The 23,317-nt window shown below is 67.7% G+C and carries 23 protein-coding genes; 8 read left to right on the plus strand and 15 right to left on the minus strand.

Going from position 1 to position 23,317, the window contains the following annotated elements:
- Window positions 1–3: 3 nt before the first annotated feature.
- Window positions 4–339 (minus strand): hypothetical protein, encoded by a 336-nt coding sequence (locus tag ACN9M6_RS07150; RefSeq protein WP_419162221.1) that lies wholly within the window; start codon window positions 337–339, stop codon window positions 4–6.
- On the opposite strand from ACN9M6_RS07150, the gene ACN9M6_RS07155 reads away from it, so the two are divergent.
- The 3 genes from ACN9M6_RS07155 (at window position 329) to ACN9M6_RS07165 (ending at window position 2,078) form a co-directional block, all read left to right on the plus strand.
- Window positions 329–898 (plus strand): DUF6265 family protein, encoded by a 570-nt coding sequence (locus tag ACN9M6_RS07155; RefSeq protein ID WP_419162222.1) that lies wholly within the window; start codon window positions 329–331, stop codon window positions 896–898. The two genes, ACN9M6_RS07150 and ACN9M6_RS07155, sit on opposite strands and share 11 nt — an antisense overlap.
- A gap of 66 nt (window positions 899–964) precedes the next feature.
- Entirely contained in the window at window positions 965–1,159 is a 195-nt protein-coding gene (locus tag ACN9M6_RS07160; RefSeq protein ID WP_419162223.1) for a hypothetical protein, read from the plus strand.
- Between the two features lie 91 nt (window positions 1,160–1,250).
- Window positions 1,251–2,078: a carboxypeptidase-like regulatory domain-containing protein gene (locus ACN9M6_RS07165; protein ID WP_419162224.1), complete on the plus strand. Its 828-nt coding sequence runs from the start codon at window positions 1,251–1,253 to the stop codon at window positions 2,076–2,078.
- A 25-nt stretch (window positions 2,079–2,103) separates the two neighbouring features.
- On the opposite strand, the gene ACN9M6_RS07170 is transcribed toward ACN9M6_RS07165, so the two are convergent.
- Window positions 2,104–2,526, minus strand: coding sequence for an OsmC family protein (locus tag ACN9M6_RS07170; protein WP_419162225.1), 423 nt, complete (start codon window positions 2,524–2,526; stop codon window positions 2,104–2,106).
- A gap of 99 nt (window positions 2,527–2,625) precedes the next feature.
- Here ACN9M6_RS07170 and ACN9M6_RS07175 point away from each other — a divergent pair, with 99 nt between their 5' ends.
- Window positions 2,626–2,922: a hypothetical protein gene (locus ACN9M6_RS07175; protein WP_419162226.1), complete on the plus strand. Its 297-nt coding sequence runs from the start codon at window positions 2,626–2,628 to the stop codon at window positions 2,920–2,922.
- Here ACN9M6_RS07175 and ACN9M6_RS07180 read toward each other — a convergent pair.
- The gene (locus ACN9M6_RS07180) at window positions 2,900–3,946 is read right to left on the minus strand and encodes a hypothetical protein (protein WP_419162227.1); all 1,047 of its coding nucleotides are present in this window, start codon (window positions 3,944–3,946) and stop codon (window positions 2,900–2,902) included. The genes ACN9M6_RS07175 and ACN9M6_RS07180 overlap by 23 nt on opposite strands.
- A 137-nt stretch (window positions 3,947–4,083) precedes the next feature.
- On the opposite strand from ACN9M6_RS07180, the gene ACN9M6_RS07185 reads away from it, so the two are divergent.
- Window positions 4,084–5,262: a M20/M25/M40 family metallo-hydrolase gene (locus ACN9M6_RS07185; RefSeq protein ID WP_419162228.1), complete on the plus strand. Its 1,179-nt coding sequence runs from the start codon at window positions 4,084–4,086 to the stop codon at window positions 5,260–5,262.
- Window positions 5,263–5,272: 10 nt separating this feature from the next.
- On the opposite strand, the gene ACN9M6_RS07190 is transcribed toward ACN9M6_RS07185, so the two are convergent.
- From ACN9M6_RS07190 to ACN9M6_RS07215, 6 genes are all read right to left on the minus strand, one after another.
- A complete protein-coding gene (locus ACN9M6_RS07190) occupies window positions 5,273–6,124 on the minus strand; it encodes an FG-GAP repeat domain-containing protein (RefSeq protein WP_419162229.1) in 852 nt (283 codons plus the stop codon).
- Window positions 6,121–6,990, minus strand: coding sequence for an SDR family NAD(P)-dependent oxidoreductase (locus ACN9M6_RS07195; protein ID WP_419162230.1), 870 nt, complete (start codon window positions 6,988–6,990; stop codon window positions 6,121–6,123). Before ACN9M6_RS07195 ends, ACN9M6_RS07190 begins: the two co-directional genes overlap by 4 nt.
- A 24-nt stretch (window positions 6,991–7,014) precedes the next feature.
- Window positions 7,015–8,979 (minus strand): pyrroloquinoline quinone-dependent dehydrogenase, encoded by a 1,965-nt coding sequence (locus ACN9M6_RS07200; protein WP_419162231.1) that lies wholly within the window; start codon window positions 8,977–8,979, stop codon window positions 7,015–7,017.
- Window positions 8,980–9,114: 135 nt separating this feature from the next.
- Window positions 9,115–9,951: a hypothetical protein gene (locus ACN9M6_RS07205; RefSeq protein ID WP_419162232.1), complete on the minus strand. Its 837-nt coding sequence runs from the start codon at window positions 9,949–9,951 to the stop codon at window positions 9,115–9,117.
- Window positions 9,948–10,256, minus strand: a complete 309-nt coding sequence (locus ACN9M6_RS07210) for a methyltransferase family protein (protein ID WP_419162233.1) — start codon at window positions 10,254–10,256, stop codon at window positions 9,948–9,950. Before ACN9M6_RS07210 ends, ACN9M6_RS07205 begins: the two co-directional genes overlap by 4 nt.
- 4 nt (window positions 10,257–10,260) lie before the next feature.
- Window positions 10,261–11,817: a RecQ family ATP-dependent DNA helicase gene (locus ACN9M6_RS07215; protein WP_419162234.1), complete on the minus strand. Its 1,557-nt coding sequence runs from the start codon at window positions 11,815–11,817 to the stop codon at window positions 10,261–10,263.
- Between the two features lie 149 nt (window positions 11,818–11,966).
- Here ACN9M6_RS07215 and ACN9M6_RS07220 point away from each other — a divergent pair, with 149 nt between their 5' ends.
- Window positions 11,967–14,204 (plus strand): redoxin domain-containing protein, encoded by a 2,238-nt coding sequence (locus ACN9M6_RS07220; protein ID WP_419162235.1) that lies wholly within the window; start codon window positions 11,967–11,969, stop codon window positions 14,202–14,204.
- Between the two features lie 47 nt (window positions 14,205–14,251).
- Complete coding sequence (locus ACN9M6_RS07225; RefSeq protein WP_419162236.1) at window positions 14,252–16,477, plus strand: redoxin domain-containing protein; 2,226 nt, start codon at window positions 14,252–14,254, stop codon at window positions 16,475–16,477.
- A 42-nt stretch (window positions 16,478–16,519) separates the two neighbouring features.
- On the opposite strand, the gene ACN9M6_RS07230 is transcribed toward ACN9M6_RS07225, so the two are convergent.
- The 3 genes from ACN9M6_RS07230 to ACN9M6_RS07240 are packed head-to-tail and all read right to left on the minus strand — an operon-like array spanning window position 16,520 to window position 18,658.
- Window positions 16,520–17,563 (minus strand): PH domain-containing protein, encoded by a 1,044-nt coding sequence (locus ACN9M6_RS07230; protein WP_419162237.1) that lies wholly within the window; start codon window positions 17,561–17,563, stop codon window positions 16,520–16,522.
- Window positions 17,497–18,111: a PH domain-containing protein gene (locus tag ACN9M6_RS07235; RefSeq protein WP_419162238.1), complete on the minus strand. Its 615-nt coding sequence runs from the start codon at window positions 18,109–18,111 to the stop codon at window positions 17,497–17,499. Before ACN9M6_RS07235 ends, ACN9M6_RS07230 begins: the two co-directional genes overlap by 67 nt.
- Window positions 18,101–18,658: a PH domain-containing protein gene (locus ACN9M6_RS07240; protein WP_419162239.1), complete on the minus strand. Its 558-nt coding sequence runs from the start codon at window positions 18,656–18,658 to the stop codon at window positions 18,101–18,103. The genes ACN9M6_RS07235 and ACN9M6_RS07240 overlap by 11 nt, the downstream gene beginning before the upstream one ends.
- 86 nt (window positions 18,659–18,744) lie before the next feature.
- Between ACN9M6_RS07240 and ACN9M6_RS07245 the strand changes: the two genes are divergently transcribed.
- Window positions 18,745–19,095 carry a peptide chain release factor-like protein gene (locus tag ACN9M6_RS07245; protein ID WP_419162240.1) on the plus strand — a complete coding sequence of 117 codons (351 nt, stop codon included), beginning with the start codon at window positions 18,745–18,747 and terminating at the stop codon, window positions 19,093–19,095.
- A 6-nt stretch (window positions 19,096–19,101) separates the two neighbouring features.
- Here ACN9M6_RS07245 and ACN9M6_RS07250 read toward each other — a convergent pair whose 3' ends face one another.
- From ACN9M6_RS07250 to ACN9M6_RS07260, 3 genes are all read right to left on the minus strand, one after another.
- Window positions 19,102–20,460 carry an amidohydrolase family protein gene (locus ACN9M6_RS07250; RefSeq protein ID WP_419162241.1) on the minus strand — a complete coding sequence of 453 codons (1,359 nt, stop codon included), beginning with the start codon at window positions 20,458–20,460 and terminating at the stop codon, window positions 19,102–19,104.
- Between the two features lie 17 nt (window positions 20,461–20,477).
- Window positions 20,478–21,731, minus strand: a complete 1,254-nt coding sequence (locus ACN9M6_RS07255; protein ID WP_419162242.1) for an amidohydrolase family protein — start codon at window positions 21,729–21,731, stop codon at window positions 20,478–20,480.
- Between the two features lie 459 nt (window positions 21,732–22,190).
- Window positions 22,191–23,317 (minus strand): amidohydrolase family protein (locus ACN9M6_RS07260; protein ID WP_419162243.1); only part of this gene is annotated, 1,127 nt, incomplete at its 5' end.

Here is a 23,317-nt window from a genome sequence, read left to right on the forward strand (position 1 = left end):
GCCTCAGGTCTTTCGGGCCCTTCGCGCCAGGGAAGCACCGGCCAGACCCGCGACCCCCGGGCCGAGCAGGAAGAGCAGCGCCAGCGCCCAATGGCCGGACGGCGGATCGGTCACCGACACCCAGAGTCCGATGACCCCGAGCAGGGCGAGACCCCAGCCGGGAACCAGTCCCCACAGGAGCGGTCGGGCGCCGCCGTGCCACCGCGTGAGGACGTAGCCGACAAACAGGTAAAAGAGACCGCCGACGGCGACGAGACCGGGTCCCGGCCCGATCGGCAGGTCCCGGAACACGAGAGCCAGTCCGACGACGCCGGCCAGGAGACACACGATGACCGACACGAGAACCTTCAGAGCACCTTTCATGGCGTGCGAAGATGCGGTGGGATGTCTCGATTCTCAAACCTCGCGGGTCGTCGTGGCCCTCGTCGCGATCGTTGGCCTGGCAGTCGGACCCCGGGGAGTGGAGGCCCAGGTCGCCGACCTCGACGACCTGGCCTGGATCGCCGGCCATTGGGCCGGGAACGCCTTCGGAGGGCAGATCGAGGAGGGGTGGTTCGGCCCCGCCGGCCGATCGATGTCGGGTTCGTTCCGACTGGTCCAGGACGACCTCGCCGTGATGTACGAACTTCTGCTCCTCGAGCAGGACGAGGACGGGGAAATCTACTATCGCTTCAAGCACGTCTCGCGCGGCTGGGAGCCCTGGGAGGAGACGCGGCTCGAATACCGGCTGACCGCGGTCGAAGGACGGAAGGCGACCTTCCGGAGCACGGAGGACGAACCGGCGGCGAACGCGCCCTGGTGGTTCACCTACGAGAGTCCGACACCGGACGAGTTGTTCGTCTCGATCTACGGGAGCGGAGGGGGAGACCCCATCGTCCTGTCGATGTCGCGCCGTTGAGGCCGTATTTTCCGAGACGACTGGAACGTTACCCTTGGGGGATGATCATCCCGGGAGAGACTCGAAATGACGGCCTATACGTGTGACGCATGCGGTATGAGCATCGGCACGATGACGTGTGGACAGTGCGGCGCCGAGTTGGCGCACGGAACGCTGGTCAAGGAGGACGGCGGTACCGTCGACGTGTCGAAGTGCCCCGAGGGCCACGGCATGGTCAAGTCGCCGATGTGCTGCGGCAAGGACATGGCCTGCCCGGCCTAGCAGTCCGTCATCATTCCGTCATCATTTGAAGTCGAGACGAGGATGGGCCATCATTGGAGGTGAATCCCGGACCTCGACCAGCGGGGGCAGCGTGAGTGTATTGCGGTTACGGAGTAAGGTTGGCCTGCTCGCGGCGCTGACCCTCGCCGCGGGAGCGGCATCGTCGGGGTCGGTCGCGGCGCAGGAAGAACAGAGACAGGAACGGGAACGGCGGACCGCGGAACTCGTCGGAAATGTGGCGAGCGCCTCGACCGGACTGCCCATTCAACACGCCGTCGTGCAGTTCAGGGGGTCGGGCGCCGGCGCGCTCACGGACACCGAGGGCAACTTCGGGATCCCCGAGACGTGGGCGGGAGAAGACACGCTCGAGGTCCGGCTGGAAGGCTATGAGCCCAGCTTCACCGTCCTCGATCTCGTGCCCGACCAGACGACGAGCGTCACGCTGATCCTGTCCCGCACCGTCGTCCGCGTCGCGGATCTCACGGTCCAGGTGCGGCAGACCCGTCGGGCCCGGAATCTCACCGGCTTTGTCGAGCGCCTGGAGAAGGGCTTCGGGACCTTCTTCACCCCCCGGGACATCATCAACCGGAGCCCGCGCCTTCCCAGCGATCTGCTGCGCGGCTTGCCCAACGTCAGCATAGGCCGGATCGAGTACGGGCGGGCGACCATCTATCTCGGGGACGGAGCGCGACTGGGGTGTGAACCGGCGCTCTATCTCGACGGGATGTATCAGGCGGGGATGCAGTTCGACGATCTTCCGAGGGAAGATCTCGGCGCAGTCGAGGTCTACAGGCGCGAAGTGGAAACCCCGATGGAGTTCATGCGCACGGGGTCGACGTGCGGGGCGATCGTGGTGTGGACGCCGGACGGTCCCGGCTTCCTGGACTGGGCCGGCGAACTTCCCGACCCGTTCGAGTAGCGCGACCCACGACGAGCCGGTACAGTCAGTCGCGTTCGCCCGCGGGCTCCCCGTTCAGGGTCAGCGCCCATTCGAGTTCCATGTCCTTCCGGAGCGAATGGTAGACCGAGCAGTATTTTTCGAACGAGAGCATGACGGCCCGTCGCGCCTTCGCCTCGTCCACTTCCCCGAAAACATGAAACTCGAACTGCAGACCCTTCACGTAGCGTGGCTGGGTATCGGCCCGGCGGGACCGGGTCGTCACCGAGAGTCCGGTGAGCTTCTGGCGACCCTTCTGGAGGATGAGGACGACATCGATCGCGGCGCAGGCGGCGACGGATTCGACCAATAACCTGACCGGGCTCGGGGCAACGCCCTGATCTCCGTCAATTCGTGTTTGGAAGCCGGCGTGTTCGGCGGTGAACTCGAGGCCGCCATCCCACCGGACCTGGGTTTCATCCAAACTCATATATGTCTCCATGGCTGCATTCGGACGCCATCAACATAGCGTCGGACCGCTGAAACCGCCCACGAGTTCGGGGCGTACGGGCTCTTCAGGAGGTGCCACATGTTCGAGTTTCTCGGGACGTTTCTCGGGACGTTTCTCTGGCTCGCCGTTACGGGCGTCACAACCATCGGCGGCTACGTGATGATGAAGAAGTTCGTCCGCGAGCGGCTGCGCTTCGTCGACGGCGTGCAGCGGCGGGGTGTTCCGCTCCTGGCTGGCCTCGCGGCCGGGGCGGTGGCACTGCCGATCGCCGCCCTTCCGATCTTCACTACGTTCACCGCAGTCCTGTTCGGGATCGGGATCGGCACCGGGGTCGCGGCGGGGCGGCGAGAGATCAAGCGCCTCCCGAGTCCCTGATCGCGGGCGGCGGATCCACGAATCGGCGCAACTCGACGTCGATCGTGTAGACCTCTCCGTTGGCCGGCGACGACACGTAGGCGCGCGCGCCGTCGTCGGAGAACGTGATGTCGCCCGGCTCGCCGGGAAGGGTGATTCCGGCGATCCGCCGCCCGGAGGTCAGCCCGAGCACGGCGATCGTGCGACTTGTCCGGTGCGAAACCCAGGCCTCCGACCGGTCGGGATGAAACGCGATGCTTACCGGTTCGATGCCGCCGCTCGGGAAGCGGATCATCTCGCGCGGACTGCGGAAGTTGCCGATCACGCTGATCGTGTTCTCCCCGCTGTTCGCGACCCACAGCCGCCCCCCCGGAGCGACCGCGACGCCGGCCGGCCGCCGGCCCGCCGGGACACGCGTCGAGATGACCGTCACCCGGTCGATCACCATCACGTCGTCCGACCCGGCGTTTGCCGTGAACACATGGTCGCCATCGTCGCTCACCGCGATGTCGGCCGGGTCGCTGCCGCCCGTCTTCCAGAGCATTCTGACTTCGCCGGTGTGGGCGTCCAGCTCCACGACTCCGTTCTCTGCCTCGCTCGTCACCCAGAGGCGATCGCCGCCCTCCCCCACCGCGATCGCCCCCAACTGGCGATAGTCCGCCGGCTGGAAGACCGCATGCACCTGCCGTTCTTCGAGATCGATGACGGTCACGCCGCGGCGTCGGAGCGGCGTGTTGCCCGCCCGGTCTTCCGTCCCCGGCTCCCAGCCATAGCTCGTGACGTACGCGAACCGGCCATCGGGGCTCAGCGCCACGTCCCGGGCGTCGGGGCCGGTGGGCAGGATCGCGACGACGCGATTCCGGACTGCGTCCACGAGTAGCGCCTCCGGGGGGCTCCCCCCGGACACCAGCAACGCGATCAACCGGGAGGCCGGCGGACCGCCTCCATCGGCGGAAATCCTCTGAGCGGCAAGGTCGACGCAGAGCGCGAGCGCGAGACCCTGGGTGGCGGATGCCGCCAGCACGAGTTTTGAGATCGTCCGCACCGTTTCTGCCTTTTCGCGCGGCGGGCACGACCTCTGCCCGGATGGGAGTCTGGAAAAACAACGAGTGAGAGTGTACATACCCGGTCGCAGCATCCAGGTGCCCGGCCGGGCTCGTCTCGATCCCCTGGCGGAAGACTATGATGACGCTATCTGCCGACTCTCGCCACCTGACCGCGGTGCTCGCGGACCTGGTGTCCACGAACTCCGTGAATCCGACTCTCGTCCCGGGGGCGCCGGGCGAGACCACGATCGCCCGGGTGGCAACCCATCATATGCTCAACGCGGGTCTCCTGGTGGAGCGGTACGAACCGGAGGCGGGTCGGCCCAGCGTGGTGGGACGCCTCCGCGGGACCGGGGACGGCCCGACTCTGATGCTCAACGCGCACTACGACACAGTGGGCGTTGAGGGCATGCAGACCCCGTTCACCGCCAGGGTCGAGGACGGCCGGATGTACGGGCGTGGCGCCTACGACATGAAGGGAGCTCTCGCCGCGTGCGTCGAGGCGACGCGACTGCTCCATACCTCGGGGGTTCGGCTCTCGGGAGATGTACTCGTCGCGGCAGTCGCCGACGAAGAGTACGCGAGCCTCGGGACGGCGGACCTCGTGGCCCGGCGCCAGCGAGGAGAACTGGACTTCGACGCGGCGATCGTCACCGAACCGACGTCGCTCGACCTGTGCGTCGCCCACCGCGGCTTCACCTGGATCGAGATCACGACCAAGGGGCGCGCCGCGCACGGGAGCCGGTATCGCGTGGGCGTGGACGCGAACCTTCGCATGGGACGCGTGCTCCATCGGCTGGAAGCGCTGATCGAGGAACTTCAGTCGCGGCCGGGCCACCCGCTTCTCGGACCCCCTTCGATGCACGCCGCCCTGCTGGAGGGGGGAATCGGGATCAGCACCTACTCTCCGCACTGCACGCTGAGGATCGAGCGGCGTACGGTGCCTCCCGAATCCCGGGAGTCCGTCGAACGGGAGATATCGAGCGTTCTCGACGAGTTGCGCGCGGAGGACCCGTCGCTTGAGGTCCAGTCGTCGACGTTCTTCCACCGCGAACCGTTCGAGACGACGCCGGACGCACCGATCGCGGCCTGCGTATCGCGCGCGACGAGCAAGGTGCTGGGGCGGGAGCCAGCCGTGATCGGGGACTCCCCATGGATGGACTCCGCGCTGACCCAGGCCGCGGGAGTCGACACGGTCGTGATCGGCCCGCACGGCGCCGGAGCCCACGCCGACGAGGAATGGGTGGATCTCGACTCATGCGCCCGGCTCGCCGAGGTCCTTGCCGAAACCGCGCTCGACTACTGCGGGAGCTAGCTCGCCGGCCTCATCGGTCGGCGGCGGGGATGTTGGCGAAGATCACGTTCGGGGCTCCCGAGTTCGCGGTCACGATCTCCGGGAAGCCATCGCCGTTGAGGTCACCGACCGCGATTCCGTAGGTGCTGCAATCGTCGCAGCCGAAGCGGAACTCCTCGAACCCGGAGCCTCCCTCGGAGCCGTGATTGAAGTAGACGGCGTTCCGTGCGCCCGCGTTTGCGACGACGATGTCGAGGTCGCTGTCGAGATCGAGGTCGGCGAGGCTCACGGCGTAACTCTGGTCATCGTCGCGCCCGAACGGTCGGCTGCGGGCGAACGATCCGTCGGAGTGGCCGAAGTAGACCGCGTTTTCCTCGCCGATGTTAGCCACGACGAGGTCGGGGATCCCGTCGCCGTCCACATCACCCACCGCCACGCCCCGGGTCTCGTCACTGCCGGTACCGTAGATGGTTCGTCGGTCGAAGGCGCCCGCGTCATTCCACTGGATCGCGTTGGCTCCGCCGTCGCGGTTGGCGAGAACCAGATCGAGGTCGCCGTCCCCGTCGAAGTCGGCGAGTGGGGCGGCGTAGGTACCATCCTCCTCATCCCCCAGGCGGCGGGCCAGGGTAAACCCGCCCCGTCCGTCATTCAGGAAGATCCGGTTCTGCTCGGGCCAGTGCCGACCGTTGGCGACGACGACATCGAGCGAGCCGTCGCCGTCCACGTCGCCGAGATTGACCGAGGCCGTGAGATGGCTGGCGGCGCCGAGGGGACCCAAAGGTCGGAACGTTCGCTCCTGACCCGACAGCGACGGACCGGACACGAGGGGTTCGCAGCCGAGGGCACACGCGGCGAGAAGCGCGAGGCTTCGCCTGCGCGTCATGCCTCGCCGGTCCATGCGAGGCTTCGATCCCACAGCTCACGGGCCAGATCCGCGTCGTATGCCTGGGCATCCGCCCGCTCCTCCTTCCGACCCTTGAAGTACCGTCCGCTGACCACATTTGGGGCAGGGTCTTCAACGAGCCGCATCACCGCTTCTCCACCGACCCCGGGTCGGGGCAGAAAGCTCATGGTCATGCGCATCAGGAGACCGAGGGCGCTCCGGTTCCTTCTCACGATCCCGGTCGCGAGCGTCCCGGGGTGGAGCGTGTCGGCCGTGATCCCCCGATCTGCCCATCTCCGAGCCGACTCGAACGTGAAGAGAATGTTGGCCAGTTTCGTGTCTCCGTAGGCCTTGAAGCTTCCCCTCCAGGCGTCGCTCCGCACGATGGTTTCGAGCTCGGCCCGCCGCAGATCGCCGTAGCGGTGGGCATGGGAACTCACGTTCACGATCCGGCCGCGCCCTGCCGCGAGTGCGTCGAGGAGCCGGTGAGTGAGGAGGAAGGGGCCGAGGTGATTCGTCGCGAACATCAGTTCGAAGCCCTCGGGTGAGGTCTCGCGGCGATGCAGCCAGACGCCGGCGTTGTTCACGAGGATGTCGATCGCAGGCAGGCGAGCGGCAAGTCGCCCGGCGAGCGAGCGCACATCGGCCTGGCGCGAGAGGTCGGCCAGTTCGAGGCGGACATCGGCCCCCGCAACGGCCCCCTCCCGCTGCACCTCGGCCAGCGCCTGCTCCCCGCGCTCGGGACTCCGGCACACCATCGTCACGTCGGCCCCCGCCCTCGCGAGCAATCCGGCGACCGACAGTCCGACGCCGGAGTTGGCGCCGGTGACGACGGTGATCTGCCCTTTCAGTTGGGATGCGACCATCGCGCGCCTCGGCGAGTCAGTGGGTCAGCGGGCTGGCAGGGCGAAGGCGCGCAGCTTCGAGTCGACCTGCCCGTCGGCCGACGTCGCGACGACGACGAACTGGCGTCCCGAGCGGGTGCGATACGTCATCGGGTTCCCGCGCCCCAGTCCTCCGTCGAGGTCTCCGCGCCAAAGCGTCCGGCCATCGCGGACATCCATGGCTTCGAGCCAGGGGGTGCCGCCGGCCAGGAACACGATCCCGCCCGCCGTCGCGAGCGGCCCCGACGTCGTGCCGTGGCTCTGCGGCGTCCCTCCCATCGGAGGCAGGTCCAGCGCCGCCAGCGCCGGGTGGTCGCGGATCGCCGAGTCGTCGCCGAACGGACGCTGCCACAGGTGCTCGCCCGTGTTGAGGTCGACCGCCGTGACCGTGCCGTACGGCGGCTTGAGGATCGGGAGTCCGCCCGCCACCGAGAGCCCTCCGCTGAAGTTCGGGAGGTAGTCCGCCTCGCTCCCCGGCTCCGCCTCCGCGACCCGCGCGAGGAACGGGTCGTCATACGCCTTCACGAACATGTGGCCGCTTTCCGGATCGATGGCGGCGCCGCCCCATCCCGCCCCGCCGATGAGGCCCGGCATCATGATCGTGCCTTCGACCGACGGCGGCGTGAAGATCGGCCCCGTGCGGTGCCGCCTGAACAACTCGAGCGCCTCGGCGCGCAACTCGGGCGTGAAGTCGATCAGGTCATCTTCCGTGATCCCCTGCCGGGCGAAGGGCGCCGGCCGCGTCGGGAAGGGCTGGGTCGGCCAGGGCACCTCCCCCGGCACGGTGCTCTCGGGCACGGCGCGCTCCTCGACCGGCCACACGGGCTGACCGGTCAGCCGGTCGAGTACGTAGGTGAACGCGGTCTTCCCCACCGCCACGACCGCGTCGATCTGCCGCCCATCGACCTCGATCGTGACCAGGCTCGGGGGCGCGGGCAGGTCGTAGTCCCACAGGCCGTGATGCACCGTCTGGAAGTGCCACACCCGTTCGCCCGTTCGCGCGTCCAGGCACAGCAGCGATTCCGCGAACAGGTTCGCGCCCAGCCTGTGTCCTCCGTAGAAGTCGTTGTTCGGCGTGGAGACGGGCAGATAGACGAGCCCCCGCTCCGCGTCCAGCGAGAACGGCGCCCACACGTTGGCCGAGCCGGTGTAGGACCACGATTCGTCGTCCCACGTTTCCACCCCGAACTCGCCCTCCTTGGGGATGGTGTGGAAGGTCCACACCGGATCACCCGTCCGCGCGTCGAACGCCTGCACGTCTCCGGGCGGGTTGTTGCGGTAGATGCGAGTGTCGGGGACGCCGCTGCCCACGATGACGATGTCTTCGAAGACGACCGCCGGAGAGGTGTTGGAGATGTGGAGCCGGTTCGCGTCCCAGGCGAGCCCCTCCGTGAGGTCCACCTCGCCCTCGTCCCCGAAGCCGGGGATCGGCTGGCCGGTCGCTGCGTCCAGCGCGATCAGCCGCCAGCGCGAGTTGAGGAAGATCCTCCGCTCGCTCCCATCGGTCCACTGCGCGATGCCGCGGTGACAGAAGCGGCAGCCCCGGTGCAGGTTCCCCCATTCCCAGGCCTGTGGATCGTAGCTCCAGAACTCCTCGCCCGTCTCCGCGTCGAGGGCGACGACCCGGCTGTAGGGGGTCGAGAGCCACATCGTGTCGTTGATGACGATCGGCGTCGCCTCGAACGCGCCCGGTGCCACGCGTTCGCCCTGTATGGGACTCGCCGCGTCGGGGATCGGGACCTCTCCGGTCTCCCATGTCCACGCAGGAGCGAGTTCCGCCACGTTGGAGCGATCGATGTCCGTGAGGGACGAATATTTCAGACCTCCCGGATCGCCTCCGTAGGCCGGCCAGTCGTCACCCGCGTACGCGGCCGCCGGCGTCGCCCCGTCGCCGGTCCCGGGCCCGGCATCGCCACAGCCTGCGAGTACCAGCCCGAAGGCCAGCACCCACGCGCGGTCAGCCGTCCTCATCGTCGCCCGTCTGGGGGGGCACAAGCTCGGTCGGGGCATGCGTCCTCCGGGATCTTGCGGATTTCGGATCACAGTGGCGTGAATCTGCGGGAGACGGTCGCACTCGGCGACCCCGCCACCGTCCTGGGGGCCCGGTCAGTCCGCCGGCCCGGAAGACGGGTTGTGGGCCTCGGCGTATTCGACACACGCCTGCCAGTCCGCCTCGTAGAAGGCACGGGCGCGCTCGAGTTGCTCGTCGTGCAGCAACGGCTCGGGGCTCAGGATCCGTTCCGGCGCTACGCGCCCGAGGGCCACGCCGACATGCCAGGCGAGTCGCTGCCGCCGGACCCGAACCCACCGCAGCGCGGGGTTGGCGGACCGTTCGGGCCGCTGCTGGGGCCGGAGCCGGCCCACCTCCCTCAGAAATCGGTACTGTCTGTCGCGATACGAACGGTTCGCGGGACGGAACGAAATCGCGCCCTCGTCGTATGTCGCGCCCACATAGTCCGCGATCGTACGCACGAATCCTCGTGCATCCGCGACCAGCTGGTCGAAGAAGAGCACGAGAGGTCGATGTGTGAAGTGATGCTCGAGCACCTGTATCCGGTCCCGGAAGAGAGCCGAGGACTGGGGCCGGACCCCCACATCGCGCTCGAAGTCGATGAAGGTCTCGAACGGGACGTACCGGAGTTCCTTGATCTCACGCAGATACACCGACCGGAGCCATTCGTCGTGGCGGCGGAGGACGAGAATCGGCCGGGCTTCCGGCGCCGAGCGCGCAAACCACTGCACGGAGGGCGTGAACTCCCGGTATCCAAGCTGCCGCGACACGAGCACGGGAAGATCTCCCCTTTCCGCGATGAGCTTTGCGCTTCGTCTGAACTGTTTCCGGGGCACGTAGCGCACGCCCCGGAAATGGGGAAACACCCGCTCCTGCAGCCACCGCGACGCCGCCCTGCCCGCCCCCACGTGGAAAAAGATTTCCGGCGTCATCGGCGCTTCGCCGGCCGGTTGGGCCGCGGGATCCAGCGGGGGACATCCCGGCAGTACGCGTCGAAGATCCTCCGCAGATCCGGCTCCTCCTTGAGAACGACGAAGACGGTGAGCCACAGCCAGTAGGCGAGTGCATACGAGAGCAGCGCCGCGGAGGAGAAGAACAGGGCCTCCCCGAGAAGGATCAGCACCACGCCGAGCAGGAGCGGATGGCGGGTACGTGCATACCAGCCATCCGTCACCAGCACACTCGCCGCCATCGTGGCCAGAACCGTCTTCAGAACGGCGCTCCTCGGCGTCCGCATGGCGTCAGCCGTCGCACAGCGCGTCCAGGAAGACTTCGCCGTATTGCTGCAGTTTGGCGGGGCCGATGCCCGGGACCCGCAGCATCTCCTCGGGCGTCCGCGGGCGCAGGTCGATCATATCCCACAGCACCTGGTCGCTGAACACGATGTAGGCCGGGACCCCGCGCGCGTCGGCCAGTTGCTTCCGCAGCGTGCGGAGGCGCTGGAACGTCGGGTCCGACGGCGAGCGCTCGGTTCCCGCCGCCGTGGCCGGTCGCCGAACCGCCCCCGCCCGCGCCTTCCGCTTCAGCACGGGGAGCACGTCCACCAGATCCGTTACGCCGACCCCCGTGCACACATCGCACGACGCCCCGCATGCCTCGAACTCCTCGCCGAAATAGGCGAGCAGGCCACGGTGGCGGCACGCGTCGCGGTCCGCGAGCCGAAACAGGTCGGTGGCCGCGCGTCGCTTCGCCTCGCGCACCGTCGGGTCCTCGGTCTCGTGCAGGAAGCGTTCGCGCACCTTCACGTCGGCCCACGAGTAGAAGAGGACGCAGTCGCTCGGCAACCCATCCCGTCCCGCCCGTCCGATCTCCTGATACCACGACTCGATATCCGACGGCATGTCGCGGTGGATGACGAAGCGGACGTTGGATTTGTCGATCCCCATCCCGAACGCGATCGTCGCCACCACGACATCGACCTCGTCCCGCGCGAACGCATCCTGGTGTTCGGCCCGCGCCCCGTCCTCGAGCCCCGCGTGGTACGGCACGGCATCGACACCTTCGCGCCGCAGGAACTCGGCCATCTGTTCGACGGACTTCCGGGACAGGCAGTAGACGATCCCGCTCTCGCCCGCGTGCCGACGGATGAGCCCGAGAATCTCGGCCCGCGTATTCCCCTCCCCCTTCTTTCGACAGACGACATTGAGGTTGGATCGAAAGAAGGACCCCCTGTACCCCTCCGGCTTGCGCATTCCGAGCTGGCGCAGAATATCGACGGCAACGCGGCGCGTGGCGGTCGCAGTGAGCGCGAGGACCGGGAGACCATTCGCCCCTCTCGCGGCCACGATCTCGTCCCGGAGACCCTGGAGCCCCCGGTAGGAGGGACGAAAGTCGTGACCCCACTGCGATATGCAGTGCGCCTCGTCCACCACGATCAGCGACAGAGGCACGCGACGCAGCCGCTCGCGCATACGGTGGTTCAGCGCTTCCGGCGCCAGATAGACGATCTCATAGTCCCCGCGCTCGAAGTCGTCGAGACGCCGCCACCGTTCGTCGGAAGCGAGGGAGGAGTTGATCGCGGTGGCCCGGAACCCGAGGTCCCGCAGCGCATCCACCTGGTCCTTCATCAGGCTGATGAGCGGAGAGAGAACGAGCACGGTTCCCGGCACGAGCCGCGCCGGAATCTGGAACGTGAGCGACTTCCCCGCCCCCGTGGGCATGACGCCGATGCAGTCGCGGCCCGCCAGCACTGCGTCGATGATGTGCGCCTGCCCGGGCCGGAATTCGTCGTAGCCGAAGACGTCGCGCAGCACGGATTCGGGGTCGGGGGGCCGGGTCTCGATCATCGCGGGCAACATACGACTTGAGTCCGCCCGAGGCTCAACCGGGGCTCAACGGGGGCTCAACCGATGCTCCGGGGGAGAAACCCTTTGGGCGAATACGGCGTCTATCTAGGTTACAGGGTCGGCTCGGAAGGTTCAGCACGCTCAGGGCTCCGGAGGTTCAGATGTCTGATCGATCCCGCCACTCCGCCCTTCGGGTCGGACTCCTTCTGCTCTTCGTCCTTTCCGGTGCGTCCCTGGCTGCGTGCGGCGGTGGCCCCGCGCCCGACTACACGGCCGAGGAACTCGACGCGGCAAAGGCCCAGCTTCGGGACCACGCGCGACTCCGCACCTTCGAAGCCGGCAAGCTGTTCGGCGACGAGTGGGTCGCCCGCTCGCCGGACGACGCGGAACTCCGGGGGCTCTACGCGTACCAGCTCGTGGGCTGGGGGCTGTCCAATGAGATCCGCGAGCAGGCCGACGCGATTCTTGCGGACGATCCCGACAATCCGTGGGGCATCTACGCGCAGGCCTACGCACACCTCGTCGACGGTGATGCGAAGCTCGCACACGAGACAGTCCGGGAGGCGTGGGAGGCTTCGCCGCAGCCGGAGTTCGCCTTCCTCTACCTGCGGGCCCTGGCGCCGTCCGATTTCGATGCGGCACGCGAACTCCTGGAGTCGCTCGACGAAGAGATCCGCGCCTGGCCCGAGGTCCTGCGTATGCAGGCCGAACTCGAATCCGCGGCCAGCTACGAGCTGGATGACCCGACGTGGGCGGACTCCAGCCGAGCGACGTGGGCGGAGTTCAAGGAGCAGTTCCCAAACCATGTGCTCGGACACACGAGGCTGGCCAACGAGGCCTACAACGCCCGACGCATGGACGAGTGGACACAGTTGATGGAGGCGGCTCTCGAACTCGCCCCCGGGTCGCTCGAGGTGCGGTCCCAGCACTGGCGCGGCCTGTGGATGTCGGAACTCCTCCCGAGCGAGGAGCGGCTTCCCGCCGTGGAAGCGAGCATGGCGGCATACCGGGAGGCGAGCCCCGAGACGGTGGAAGGAATGCAGGGCGTGGCCTCGATGTACCGGCAGATGGAAGACGAAGAGCGCGCCGCCGAACTCGAGGCCCGAATCGTCGAGAGCGATCCGGGGAGCTATCACGCATCTCTGGTCTACATGGAGGAGATGCGAAGGGTCAGCAGGGAGCTGTACGAGATCCGCGAGGAGCATGGTGCAGACTCGCCGGAATATCGTGCCCAGCTGGAGGTGGTACGAGATGCCGCCTATGGCTTCCTCGAACGCCCGCTCTACAACGACCGCTTCAAGGGCGGCGTCTATATCGACCTCTTCCGGGCACTGGAGGCAATGGATCCCGTCCCGGCCGAGGAGTTGGCCGAGGCCATCCGGGGACTGGTGAAGTACGAGCGCCTCAATCCCCACATCACGTACGGGGACGCTCCGCTCGCCATGATCGATCACACGCCGTACGCGCTGGAGGCAGCCGACATCGTACGGGAAGGCACGCATCACACGCTGGAGAATCTCCGGGACGTACGAAGTTTCTTCGATACCGAAGGCGAGTGGGACCAGATGCTCCGTGGTACCCTCAGCGGGATCTACGACAGGATCGGCTGGGCCTACTTCAAGGCTGGCCGCACAGAAGACGGGCGTCACACTCTGGAGCGCGCGCTGGCGATCGCTGAGCGCAATCGGGATGTGCGCTATCACCTGGGGCAGCTCTACAGGCACCTGGCCGACGAGGCGGAGGAGGAGGGAGACGCCGAAGCTGTGACGGAGTGGCTGGACCAGGCCGAAGACTCCTATATCGCCGGTTTCGGAGCCAGCCGGGGCGAGAACCCCAACGAGACCGCCCTCGAAGCTCTCTATGAGCACCGCAACGGGGGCCGCGAGGGGATCGAGGAATACCTCGCCACGCTGGATGAACGAGACCGGATCCGGCGCCGGGAGCGTATTCTGGAGTCCCGGGTGGAGGCCGCGGGGACATACGAGCCGTTCCATCTCGCCCGGCTCGACGGCGAGTTGGTCGACTCGGCGGACCTCGAGGGGAAGATCGCCGTGCTCCACTTCTGGGGAACGTGGTGCGGACCATGCATCGTCGAGATGCCGGAGTATCAGAAGTTCGACCAACGCTACCGCGACGACGCGGAGGTGGCGGTACTCTCGATCAGCAACGATCGCTCGAACGACATCATCGACGAATACCTGGCGAAGAACGACTTCGACTTCACCGTGCTGGTGGACGACGGCTACGTCGTGCGCGCCGGCGTCAACGCCTGGCCGACTACGTGGTTCGTCGACCGGGACGGCTATGTGCAGTTCGTGAAGATCGGCACGGCACTCAAGCTGGACGAAGAGTTCTCGTGGCGCGTGGAGGCGATCCGGGAAGAGAGCAGCAGCCCCTGACCAACACGTAACCGACCCTCAGGACAAGAGGCGTCAGGAGGTACATCATGTCGCTCCGATCTGCACGGTACGCCCTCCGGGTCGGGCTCCTGCTCGTCTGCGCGGTGCATGCGAGTTGTGGCGCGCCCCCCGACTACACGGCCGAGGAACTCGAAGCGGCGAAGGCCGAGCTCCGGGATCATGTGAGGCTTCGCACCTTCGAGGCCGGTCTGCTGTTCGGCGAGGACTGGGTCGCGCGCGCTCCCGACGACGCGGAGTTGCGAGCCCTGTACGCGCGACAGCTCGCGGGTTGGCGGCTCTCCAGAGAGATCCACGAGCAAGCCGACGCCATCCTCGCCGACGATCCCGACGAGCCCTGGGGCCATTACGTGCGGGCACTCGCGTATCTCTCGGAAATCGAATACGAGCCTGCCATCGAACCCGGCCGACGGGCATGGGAGGCTTTGAGGCGTCCCGAGGTCGCGGCTGCGCACCTCGAGTCGATCCGGAACCGCGGGGCGGAACACCTCTCCGAAGTTCTCTCCACTTTGGACCCCGCCACGCGCCTGTCACCGGAGATCCTCCTCATGCAGGCCGAGATTCAGTCCCAGGCCCAATACGAACTGAACGATCCCACCTGGGCGGATTCGAGTCTCGCCACGTACTCGGAGCTGCGGGAGCGTTGGCCCGACCATGTCGACGGCTACCTGGGGGCGGCCGAGGATCTGTTCCGCGCGAACCGGGCGGAGGAGGCGATATCCCTGATCGAGCAGGCCGTGGCGCTCGCCCCCGGCTCAGTGGACGTGCGGCAGTGGCACTGGTGGATTCTCTTCCTGTCGAACGTTCTTCCCGCCGACGAGCGGCGGACGGCCGTCGAGGCCAGCATCGCCGCCTTCCGGGATTCTGCACCGGAGTCTGTTCGCGGCCTCTACGCCCTTGCAGACATGTATCGGGATCTGGGCGACGAAGAGCGCGCGAAGGAATTCGAAGCCCAGGTCATCGAGCGGGCCCCCCTCAGTCGGCATGCGACGCTCATCTACGGCCGCGAGTACAGCACAGAGCGCAGCAAACTCAATGAACTCTACCGAGAGGAGGGACGCGATTCCCCCGAGTACAGGGCTCAACTCGAAGTCGTACGCGATGCTGTCTACCGTTATCTCGAACGGCCGCTGTACACGGACAGGTACAAAGAAAGCGCGTACATGGGCCTTTACTCGGCGCTCGGGGACATGGATCCGGTGCCGGTAGAGGAACTGGCGGAGGCGGTTCGAGGGCTGGCGCGCTACGACCGGATGAATCCGCACATCACGTACGGGACCGCGTTGCTCAACATGGTGGATTCGACTCCGTATGCGCTCGAGGCGGCCGAGATAGCGCGGAGCCGCGGTCTGCAGGCTGCCGTCGACCGCGCCCAACTCACGCGGAACAGCTCCCGGACGGAGGGCGAATGGGAGCAGAGCCTGCGCTACTACCTGAGCATCGTCTACGACGCCATGGGATGGGCGTACTTCAAGGGGGGGCGGATCGAGGACGGGCGTCACGCTCTCGAGCGGGCCCTCGAGCTCACGGAAGCCAACCGGGAAACCCGATATCACCTCGGCCAGGTATACGAGCACTTCGCCGCCGAGGCCGAGGCGCGCGAGGATGACGGCGCCGAGACCGAGTGGTTCGACCGGGCCGAGGACTCATACATCGCGGGCCTTGGGAGCACGCGCATGGGCGAGAACCCCAGTCAGGCCGCCATCGAAGCGCTGTACGAGCGCCGCAACGGGAGCCGGGCCGGGATCGAGGAATACCTCGCCACGCTCGACGAGCGCGACCAGATCCGACGGCGCGACCGCATCCTCGAATCGCGCGTCGAGGCCGCCGGAACGTACGAACCGTTCCACCTCCCCCGGCTCGATGGCTCGCTCGTCGATTCCGCCGATCTCGAGGGGAAGATCGCCGTGGTGCATTTCTGGGGGACCTGGTGCGGCCCGTGCATTGTCGAGATGCCCGAATACCAGAAGTTCGACGTCCGCTACCGGGATGATCCCGATGTCCGCGTGGTGTCGATAAGCAATGACACGTCACGCGAGGTCGTGGAGGAGTACCTCACGCGAAACAACTTCGACTTCGAAGTGCTGATGGACGACGGGTACGTCCAGCGGGCGGGCATACCGGCCTGGCCGACGACCTGGTTCCTGGACCGGGATGGCTACGTGCAATTCGTCAAGCGCGGCAACACCGCAAAGCTGGACGAAGAGTTCACATGGCGCGTGGAGGCGATTCGAGAGGAGGCCCGCAGGCCCTGACCCTGGAAGGGGAGGGGTCTGGACTCGCCCGCCCCACCACCTCTACCAGCGGAACTCGGTGCGGGCGGCTTCCGCGGCGACGAATGTCCGCAGCTCGCGGGCCGTGGAGGCGGGCAGGTAGGGGATCTCCACCTTGTGCGAGGCCGCTCCGGCCCCGGCCGTATCCACCCTGAGCCGCGCCATCTCGCGGCGCCGGTCGAACGGCGTCGCGCGCAGCGCCACCACCTGGATCTTCGCGAACCGCGCGATCGTGGTGCGGCGCCACAGCCATCCGCTGCGGAACCAGACCATGTCGTCCTTGAGCGCCCAGCCGAGGTGGTCGACATACCGGCGGGCGTAGAGGGTCGCCCAGGCGAGGAATGCGGCGTGGATCGCGACACCCCAGGCTCCGACCAGGAAGTAGAAGGGGAGCGCCGCCAGCGTCGCGACGAAGCCCGCTTCCTTCACGACCCGCCTGAAGGCGCCGGGGGAGACGGGCTCCCAGCGCAGATCCTCCCCGGTCCCCAGTTCCGGGATGACCTCACCCACAAACGTCCACAGACGCGCTCGCCGGAGGATGGGCGCGAGACGGTGCCGGTGCGGGTCGGCCTCGCCCGCCCGCTCGCCGCCTGCGGTCTCGACTCCGACCGCGACCCGCCCGGCCCAGCGATGGAGCGGGCCCTCGTGGATCGTCAGGGTCTGGATGCGGCGCAGCGGGATCGTCGCGGCCACACGTGTGAGCCCCCCGAACGTGGCGCGCAGGTCCTCGCCTGAGCGAACGATGCGATAGTCGTGAAGCCGGACCAGCGCCCAGGCCATCGACAGCAGCCGGGCCAGGACCAGCAGGGCGACGATCAGAGCGATGGCGGCACCGACCGCCGCGACCGCGCCCGCACCGGTAACGTCCGCGGCGAGGCCCTCGATCAGACCCGGCACCACGGAGTCGTCCTCCCCCGCTTGTTCGGTGAGCCTCTCGGCCAGCCCCGTCTCCCACGCAAGACCGAAAGCCGCGGCGATCAGCAGCATCCCCCGATTCTGGATCAGGCCGTGCAGGATGAGTTCCCGCGTCGGCAGGTGCAGCAGCGTGCGAGCTTCGGCGCCCGCCACAACCCCCGCATCGTCCGCGGCCTGGGGATCGACCGCGACCCCACCGGTGACGGATCCGGCTCCCCAGTGGCGACCTCTCCCTTCCCTTCGAGAATCCGGCTCCGCAGCGATTCCAGGGCCGGGAGCGGAAGCACGCTCATTGTAGCCTCGGGCTCGTCCCCTCCGCCGGTCTGGAGTTTGACCTCGACGACCCCGAACAGGCGGTGAAAGACCCCCTGTACGGCGTCGAGGTTCTGAATCCGGGCGTACGGCACATGACGCTCGCGCCGGAACAGTAGCCCGCTTCGGATCACGAGTTCCGTGGCCTCGTAGCGATAGCGGAAGGTCAGATAACGGACGACCGACGCGATGGCGAAAGGCACGAATCCCACGAAGATGACCGTCCGCATCCCGACGCCGCCCAGGAAGCTCGCCGACGCGGCGCCGAAGATCAGCGGGAGGATCGCACGGCGGATCTGCCCCCCGAGCATGAAACCGATCGACAGCGGGTGGAGGCGGTGTTCGGCGGGGTCCTCCGGCACCGGCACCGGGAGCGACTCAGACGGCATCGGCGCCTTCGAGAGGCAGGAGGTGGTCGCGGATCTCGAGCGCCGTGCCGTGTGCAAGTCCGTCCAGCGACACCTTGGCGTAGCTGGTTCCAGCCGTGTAGACGCCCAGCGTACCGAGCCCGTAGCGGCGCTCAAGCGGTCCCTGCGACACGTCGGTGTGCTGCACACGTGAGCGCGGCACGCTGATCGCCTTCCGCCACACGACCCCCGTCCGGATCTTGATCCCATCCGGGTTCACCGTGTACGAGGCGTAGCGGTGGTGCAGGACCGGCCACGTGTACAGCCACCAGCCGAGCGTGCCCGTGATCGCGGCCCAGGCGCCCACGAGAAACGCAGCCACGCCCGCCGGGGGGCCGAAGACCCCCCACAGCACGCCGACCCCCGCCCCCAGCGGGAGCGAGACACAAGCCGTGACGATGCGGCCCATCGCCCGATTCAGCGGGATCGATCTCGGGTCGAGCGAGCGGCGTAGGCCGTCCGTGAGGCTCGGGGACGCCACGTCCCTCGCAGGGTCTTCGGTCTCCAGGCGATGCGTCGACTCGTTCATGTCCACAAGTTACGGTATCCGCCCCGTGCCCGTGTCGGTGACCAGGGGTGGCGGGGACCGGCCGACATCCGGACAGGAGGGGTGCGGTGAGTTCCGCAGAGTCACGCAGCGACGAAGAGCTTTTCGCCCAATGCAAGGTCGAGACGTTCCGCGCGGGCGGCCCGGGCGGACAGCATCAGAACAAGACAGAGTCGGGAGTTCGGCTCACACACCACCCGAGCGGCATCGTCGTGACCGCCCGCGAGTCTCGCAGCCAGCACCGTAACCGAGCCCGCGCCCTTGCCCGGCTGCGCACCGCTCTGGAAGATCGCGAGCGGGTGCGACCGCCTCGCCGCCCCACGAAGACGCCGCGAGCGGCCCACGAGAAGCGGCTGGACAAGAAACGGCGCCGCTCCCTCACCAAGAAGAAGCGGCGCCGTCCGGAGTCCGACGAGTAACCGCGGTCAGGTCGTCGTGACGGCCTTCAGCTTCGAGGGCCGGCCCTTGTACTTCTCCCACAGCCGCCGGTGCTTGTTGTCGGTGTCCGACAGCAGACCCTTGATGAACACGAACTCGATCTCCGTCGTGATCTCGAGCGGGTCCCCATCGGTCACGATCAGGTTCCCGATCTTGCCGACTTCGAGCGATCCCAGCCGGTCATCCACGCCCAGCACGCGCGCCGGAGCGAGCGTCACGGCCTCGAGCGCGGCGTCCTGCGGGAGCCCCCACGACACGGAGTTCGCGGCCTCGTAGGGCAGCGTCCGCGAGTCGGACGAATTGAACGTCGCGAAGGCGATCTCGACGCCGGCGTCGTGCAGCACGCCGGGCAGCGTGTTCGGGTCGTCGTATCCCGTGTCCTCACCCTGGGGCAACCGCTGGACTGGCCCCAGAATCACCGGGATGTTCTTCTCGGCCAGCGTGTCCGCGATCTTCCGGGCGCCGTTTCCGCCCGCGATCGCAATGTCGAGGTTCCATTTCTCGGCGAACTCGATCACCGATTCGATCTCGCGCCAACCGTTGGCCCGCACGATCACCTTCATGCCCCGGTCGAGGACCCTGGAGAGGTGCTCGAGCTGGATGTTGCGCGCCACCCGGTCCGAGCCGGACTCCACGGCCTGCTTGTAGTGCTGAGCGGCGACGAACCACTCGTCCATTTCGGCGACCTGTTCGTCGAAGCGCTCCTGCGCCTGGCGGAAGGAGCGTCCTCCCCCTCCCCCGCCACGGCCGAAGCCGCCGAACCTGCCCCCGCCGGCCGAGAGGGTGGGCCACCCGATGACCATGGCCGCGGTCTTCTCGATCTCCATCTCCTCCACCGTCCAGCCGTCGAGATGGATCAGCGTCGCCTGGCCCTGGATACCGGAGCCCCCGCCGCCGCCGAAGCCACGACCACCGCCGCCCGGCGCGGCCATCGTGTGCGTGATCCCGTTCGCGCGCGCAACCGGGATGTGTTCGCTGGCCGGGTGGATCGCTGTGTGCGCATTGAGATGCGGGTTCCAGCGGCCCAGCTCGCTCGCGTCGTTCGTAACCGCGACGGCCCCGATCTCCGTGAGTCCGAGCGAACTGAAGGCGTCGATCATCCCGGGAAAGACGTGCTTCCCTTCCCCTTCGATGACCTCCGCGCCGGCCGGAATCTCGACGTCCTGCCCGATCGCGACGATGCGGCCACCGCGCAGGACGATCGTCCCGTTCTCGATCACGCCGTCCGCCACCGTGTGGAGGGTGGCGCCCCGCACCGCGAACGTCTCGCCGTCCTGCGCGACGACGTGTCCCGGGAGCACCCCGGCTCCGACCGCCACCACGGTCGCGACAATCGTTCTCATCATAGTTCCGGATATTCGGATCATCGTCCGCCTCCTGACTCCCTGCCCGGCTCACGCTCGTTTCCGGAATCGCCCGAATCGCCGGAATCGTCCGACTCGCCGAGCATCTCTCGCAGTCGTGCCTTCTCCGCCTCTATTTCCGCTCGCATCGCCATGTCCTGATCGATGTCGAACACCACATCTCCGTCGATATATGTAGTGCGAACCCTGGCGTAGGAGGACAGTGGATAGTTCTCCCACAGGACGACATCCGCGTCTTTCCCTGCTTCCAGCGACCCCACCCGGTCGTCGATCAACAGCTGGATCGCCGGGTTGATCGTGACGAGCGCCAGCGCTTCGGCCTCGCTCAGACCGCCCCATTTCATCGTCTTGGCGGCCTCCTGATTGAGGTGCCGTCCCTCTTCCCCGCTATCCGAGTTGATGGAGACGACGACCCCGCGCTGCGTCATGATCGCCGCGTTGTAGGGAATCGCCTCGTAGGCCTCCATCTTGTAGCCCCACCAGTCCGAGAACGTGGAGGCGTGCGCCCCGTGCTCCGCCATCTCGTCGGCGACCCGGTAGCCCTCGAGCACATGCTGGAAGGTGTGGATCCGGAAGCCGAACTCCTCGGCCACCCGCATGAGCTGGAGGATCTCATCCGCCCGGTAGCTGTGCGCGTGGACGTAGCGCGTACCCTCGAGGATCTCGACCAGCGGATCCATGGTCAGATTCCGGCGCGGCGGAATCGCGTTCCGGTCCCCGCCGGCCACCCGCGCGCGATAGGCATCCCACTCCGCCTTGTACTCGGTGGCCTCGATAAAGGCCTGCCGGATCACGTCCATCACCCCCATGCGGGAGGCGGGATAGCGCGCCTCCTGGCCCGGCAGCGTGGGGCTGCCCGCCCGCTTCGGATTCTCGCCGAGCGCGAACTTGATCGTCGGCGGAACGCCCTCGAACAGGAGGCCCTGCGCGTTCGCGCCCCAGCGGTGCTTGATGACGGCGTTGTTCCCGCCGATCGGGTTCGCGCTTCCGTGCATGACGTGCGACGTCGTCGTGCCGCCCGCCGCCTCGCGATAGATCGCGATATCCGTCGGGTCGATCACATCGTGGATCGAGACCATGGAGGAGACGGAGACCGCCCCCTCGTTGATCGCGTCCGCCGCGATGTGGGAGTGGGCGTCGATGATCCCGGGCGTCACGAACTTGCCCGTGCCATCGATCACCATTGCATCGGAGGGTGCCTCCACCTCCGAACTCGGACCGACGGCGATGATGCGCCCGTTCCGGAACAGCACAGCGCCGTCTTCGATCCTCCCGGCTTCCGCCGCCGTGAGGACGGTCGCGCCCCGGATGAGGATCGGCTGCTCCTGCGCGGCGATTCCGGCCGGGAGCGTGACCGCGAGGCCGAGCGCCAGCCACGAGAACCCTGTCGCGTTTCGTCTCTCGTTTCATCGGACACCTCCCCCGGGCCGCGTGCCCGTGAAGTCCATGTTGAACCTGCCCTGGACCGAGGCGTTGCCCTCGATCGAATTCCCCGTCGACGGTGCCGGTGTAGACGATCTCGACCTCGCGGCCCGGCGCCATCGAGCCGGTCACGGTGATGCTGAATTCGTTGCCACTCACCCAGCCGTCGATGATCGTCTCCTCTCCGCGCTCGCCCTGGATCACGCCGCTGATCGTCCCGTCCTCCGAGACCTCGAGTTCGGCCGTGGCCTCCTGCGAGTCGTTGTTCAGTGAGAGGAGCCAGGTGCCGTTCATGTCGACCGCCGGCGTGCCTCCGTGGGACGGGGCTCGGTCGCCTCTTCCTCGAACCTGTGGCCGTCGACGAACACCATCCGGATGTCGGTGTCCTCGTCGAACAGCGGCCCGTCGGTCACGACGAGGTTCGCGATCTTGCCGGCCTCGACCGAGCCCAGCATGCGGTCGACGCCGTAGATGCGGGCCGGCGCGCCGGAGAGCGCGTCCAGGGCCGCCTCCTCGGAGAGCCCGTTCTCGATCGCGGTCCTGACCTTGTCCATCATCGCGCGGGGGCTGTTGGCCGAGCCACTGTAGAAGGCCCACTCGACACCCGCCTCCTCGAGCCGGGCCGGCGTGGTCGGCGCGTAGGCGCGGCGCCTGAGCGACGCGAGCGATTCCTCAGCCTCCGGATCTACGTCGCGGCTCGCTTCTGGCCAGTCGACGTTGACCAGCACGGGTACTCCGGCCGCCGCGATCTCGTCCGCGAGCGCGTACGCCTCGTGCGCGCCGGCGAGAACCGGTCGGGCCCCGGTATCGCGGCCGAGCTTGATCGCCCGCCGGATCTGCCGCACCTCGTTCGCCGGCATCACCGTCGGCCAGCCTCCCGCGATCGCATCCTGCACCGGGCCGAGCGCCCGGTCGTAGGTGGGCCGCGGCTGTCCGCTCGGGTTGGCCATGTACTGCGCCTCGTATTGCCGGCTGTGCTCCGCGTCCAGATAGAGCTGCCGAACGTAGGAGATCACGCCCATCAGCGAGCCCGGGAAACTGCGGAACCCACCCGCGCCGCTCATCGTGATGCGGAGCGCCGCGGGCGCCTTCACGACCATCTCCTGCGCGCCACCCGCCAGGTTCACCACGGCGCCCTGCCCGGTCACGATCCCGTCATCGGGCGCCACCAGCGCGTTCGTGAACCCGCCGCTGCGCCATGTCTCGATCGCGTCGGACTCGGGGTCCAGCATGTCCGCCGCGTTGAACCATGAGTTGGTGGCGGGGCGGTCTTCAGGTCTCACGGTTCGAGGCTGGCTCCCCTGCTGCGCGAGTATGGCGAAGGGATTGCCGCCCCCGCCGCCGGGGGGGCCGGCCCCCCCCTGCGACTCCATCCCCACCTGGGACAGCGCGTCGAACAGCCCGGGATAGACGGTGA

This window comes from Candidatus Palauibacter sp. (assembly GCF_965197445.1).
In the GTDB taxonomy this organism is placed as follows: domain Bacteria; phylum Gemmatimonadota; class Gemmatimonadetes; order Palauibacterales; family Palauibacteraceae; genus Palauibacter.

Excerpts from the sequence above, each read along its gene's own strand:
- ACN9M6_RS07155 (WP_419162222.1), top strand. The coding sequence starts at position 329 with ATGACCGACACGAGAACCTTCAGAGCACCTTTCATGGCGTGCGAAGAT.
- ACN9M6_RS07160 (WP_419162223.1), top strand. The coding sequence starts at position 965 with ATGACGGCCTATACGTGTGACGCATGCGGTATGAGCATCGGCACGATG.
- ACN9M6_RS07170 (WP_419162225.1), bottom strand. The coding sequence starts at position 2,526 with ATGAGTTTGGATGAAACCCAGGTCCGGTGGGATGGCGGCCTCGAGTTC.
- ACN9M6_RS07175 (WP_419162226.1), top strand. The coding sequence starts at position 2,626 with ATGTTCGAGTTTCTCGGGACGTTTCTCGGGACGTTTCTCTGGCTCGCC.
- ACN9M6_RS07185 (WP_419162228.1), top strand. The coding sequence starts at position 4,084 with ATGATGACGCTATCTGCCGACTCTCGCCACCTGACCGCGGTGCTCGCG.
- ACN9M6_RS07190 (WP_419162229.1), bottom strand. The coding sequence starts at position 6,124 with ATGACGCGCAGGCGAAGCCTCGCGCTTCTCGCCGCGTGTGCCCTCGGC.
- ACN9M6_RS07195 (WP_419162230.1), bottom strand. The coding sequence starts at position 6,990 with ATGGTCGCATCCCAACTGAAAGGGCAGATCACCGTCGTCACCGGCGCC.
- ACN9M6_RS07200 (WP_419162231.1), bottom strand. The coding sequence starts at position 8,979 with ATGAGGACGGCTGACCGCGCGTGGGTGCTGGCCTTCGGGCTGGTACTC.
- ACN9M6_RS07205 (WP_419162232.1), bottom strand. The coding sequence starts at position 9,951 with ATGACGCCGGAAATCTTTTTCCACGTGGGGGCGGGCAGGGCGGCGTCG.
- ACN9M6_RS07210 (WP_419162233.1), bottom strand. The coding sequence starts at position 10,256 with ATGCGGACGCCGAGGAGCGCCGTTCTGAAGACGGTTCTGGCCACGATG.
- ACN9M6_RS07215 (WP_419162234.1), bottom strand. The coding sequence starts at position 11,817 with ATGTTGCCCGCGATGATCGAGACCCGGCCCCCCGACCCCGAATCCGTG.
- ACN9M6_RS07220 (WP_419162235.1), top strand. The coding sequence starts at position 11,967 with ATGTCTGATCGATCCCGCCACTCCGCCCTTCGGGTCGGACTCCTTCTG.
- ACN9M6_RS07225 (WP_419162236.1), top strand. The coding sequence starts at position 14,252 with ATGTCGCTCCGATCTGCACGGTACGCCCTCCGGGTCGGGCTCCTGCTC.
- ACN9M6_RS07235 (WP_419162238.1), bottom strand. The coding sequence starts at position 18,111 with ATGCCGTCTGAGTCGCTCCCGGTGCCGGTGCCGGAGGACCCCGCCGAA.
- ACN9M6_RS07240 (WP_419162239.1), bottom strand. The coding sequence starts at position 18,658 with ATGAACGAGTCGACGCATCGCCTGGAGACCGAAGACCCTGCGAGGGAC.
- ACN9M6_RS07250 (WP_419162241.1), bottom strand. The coding sequence starts at position 20,460 with ATGATGAGAACGATTGTCGCGACCGTGGTGGCGGTCGGAGCCGGGGTG.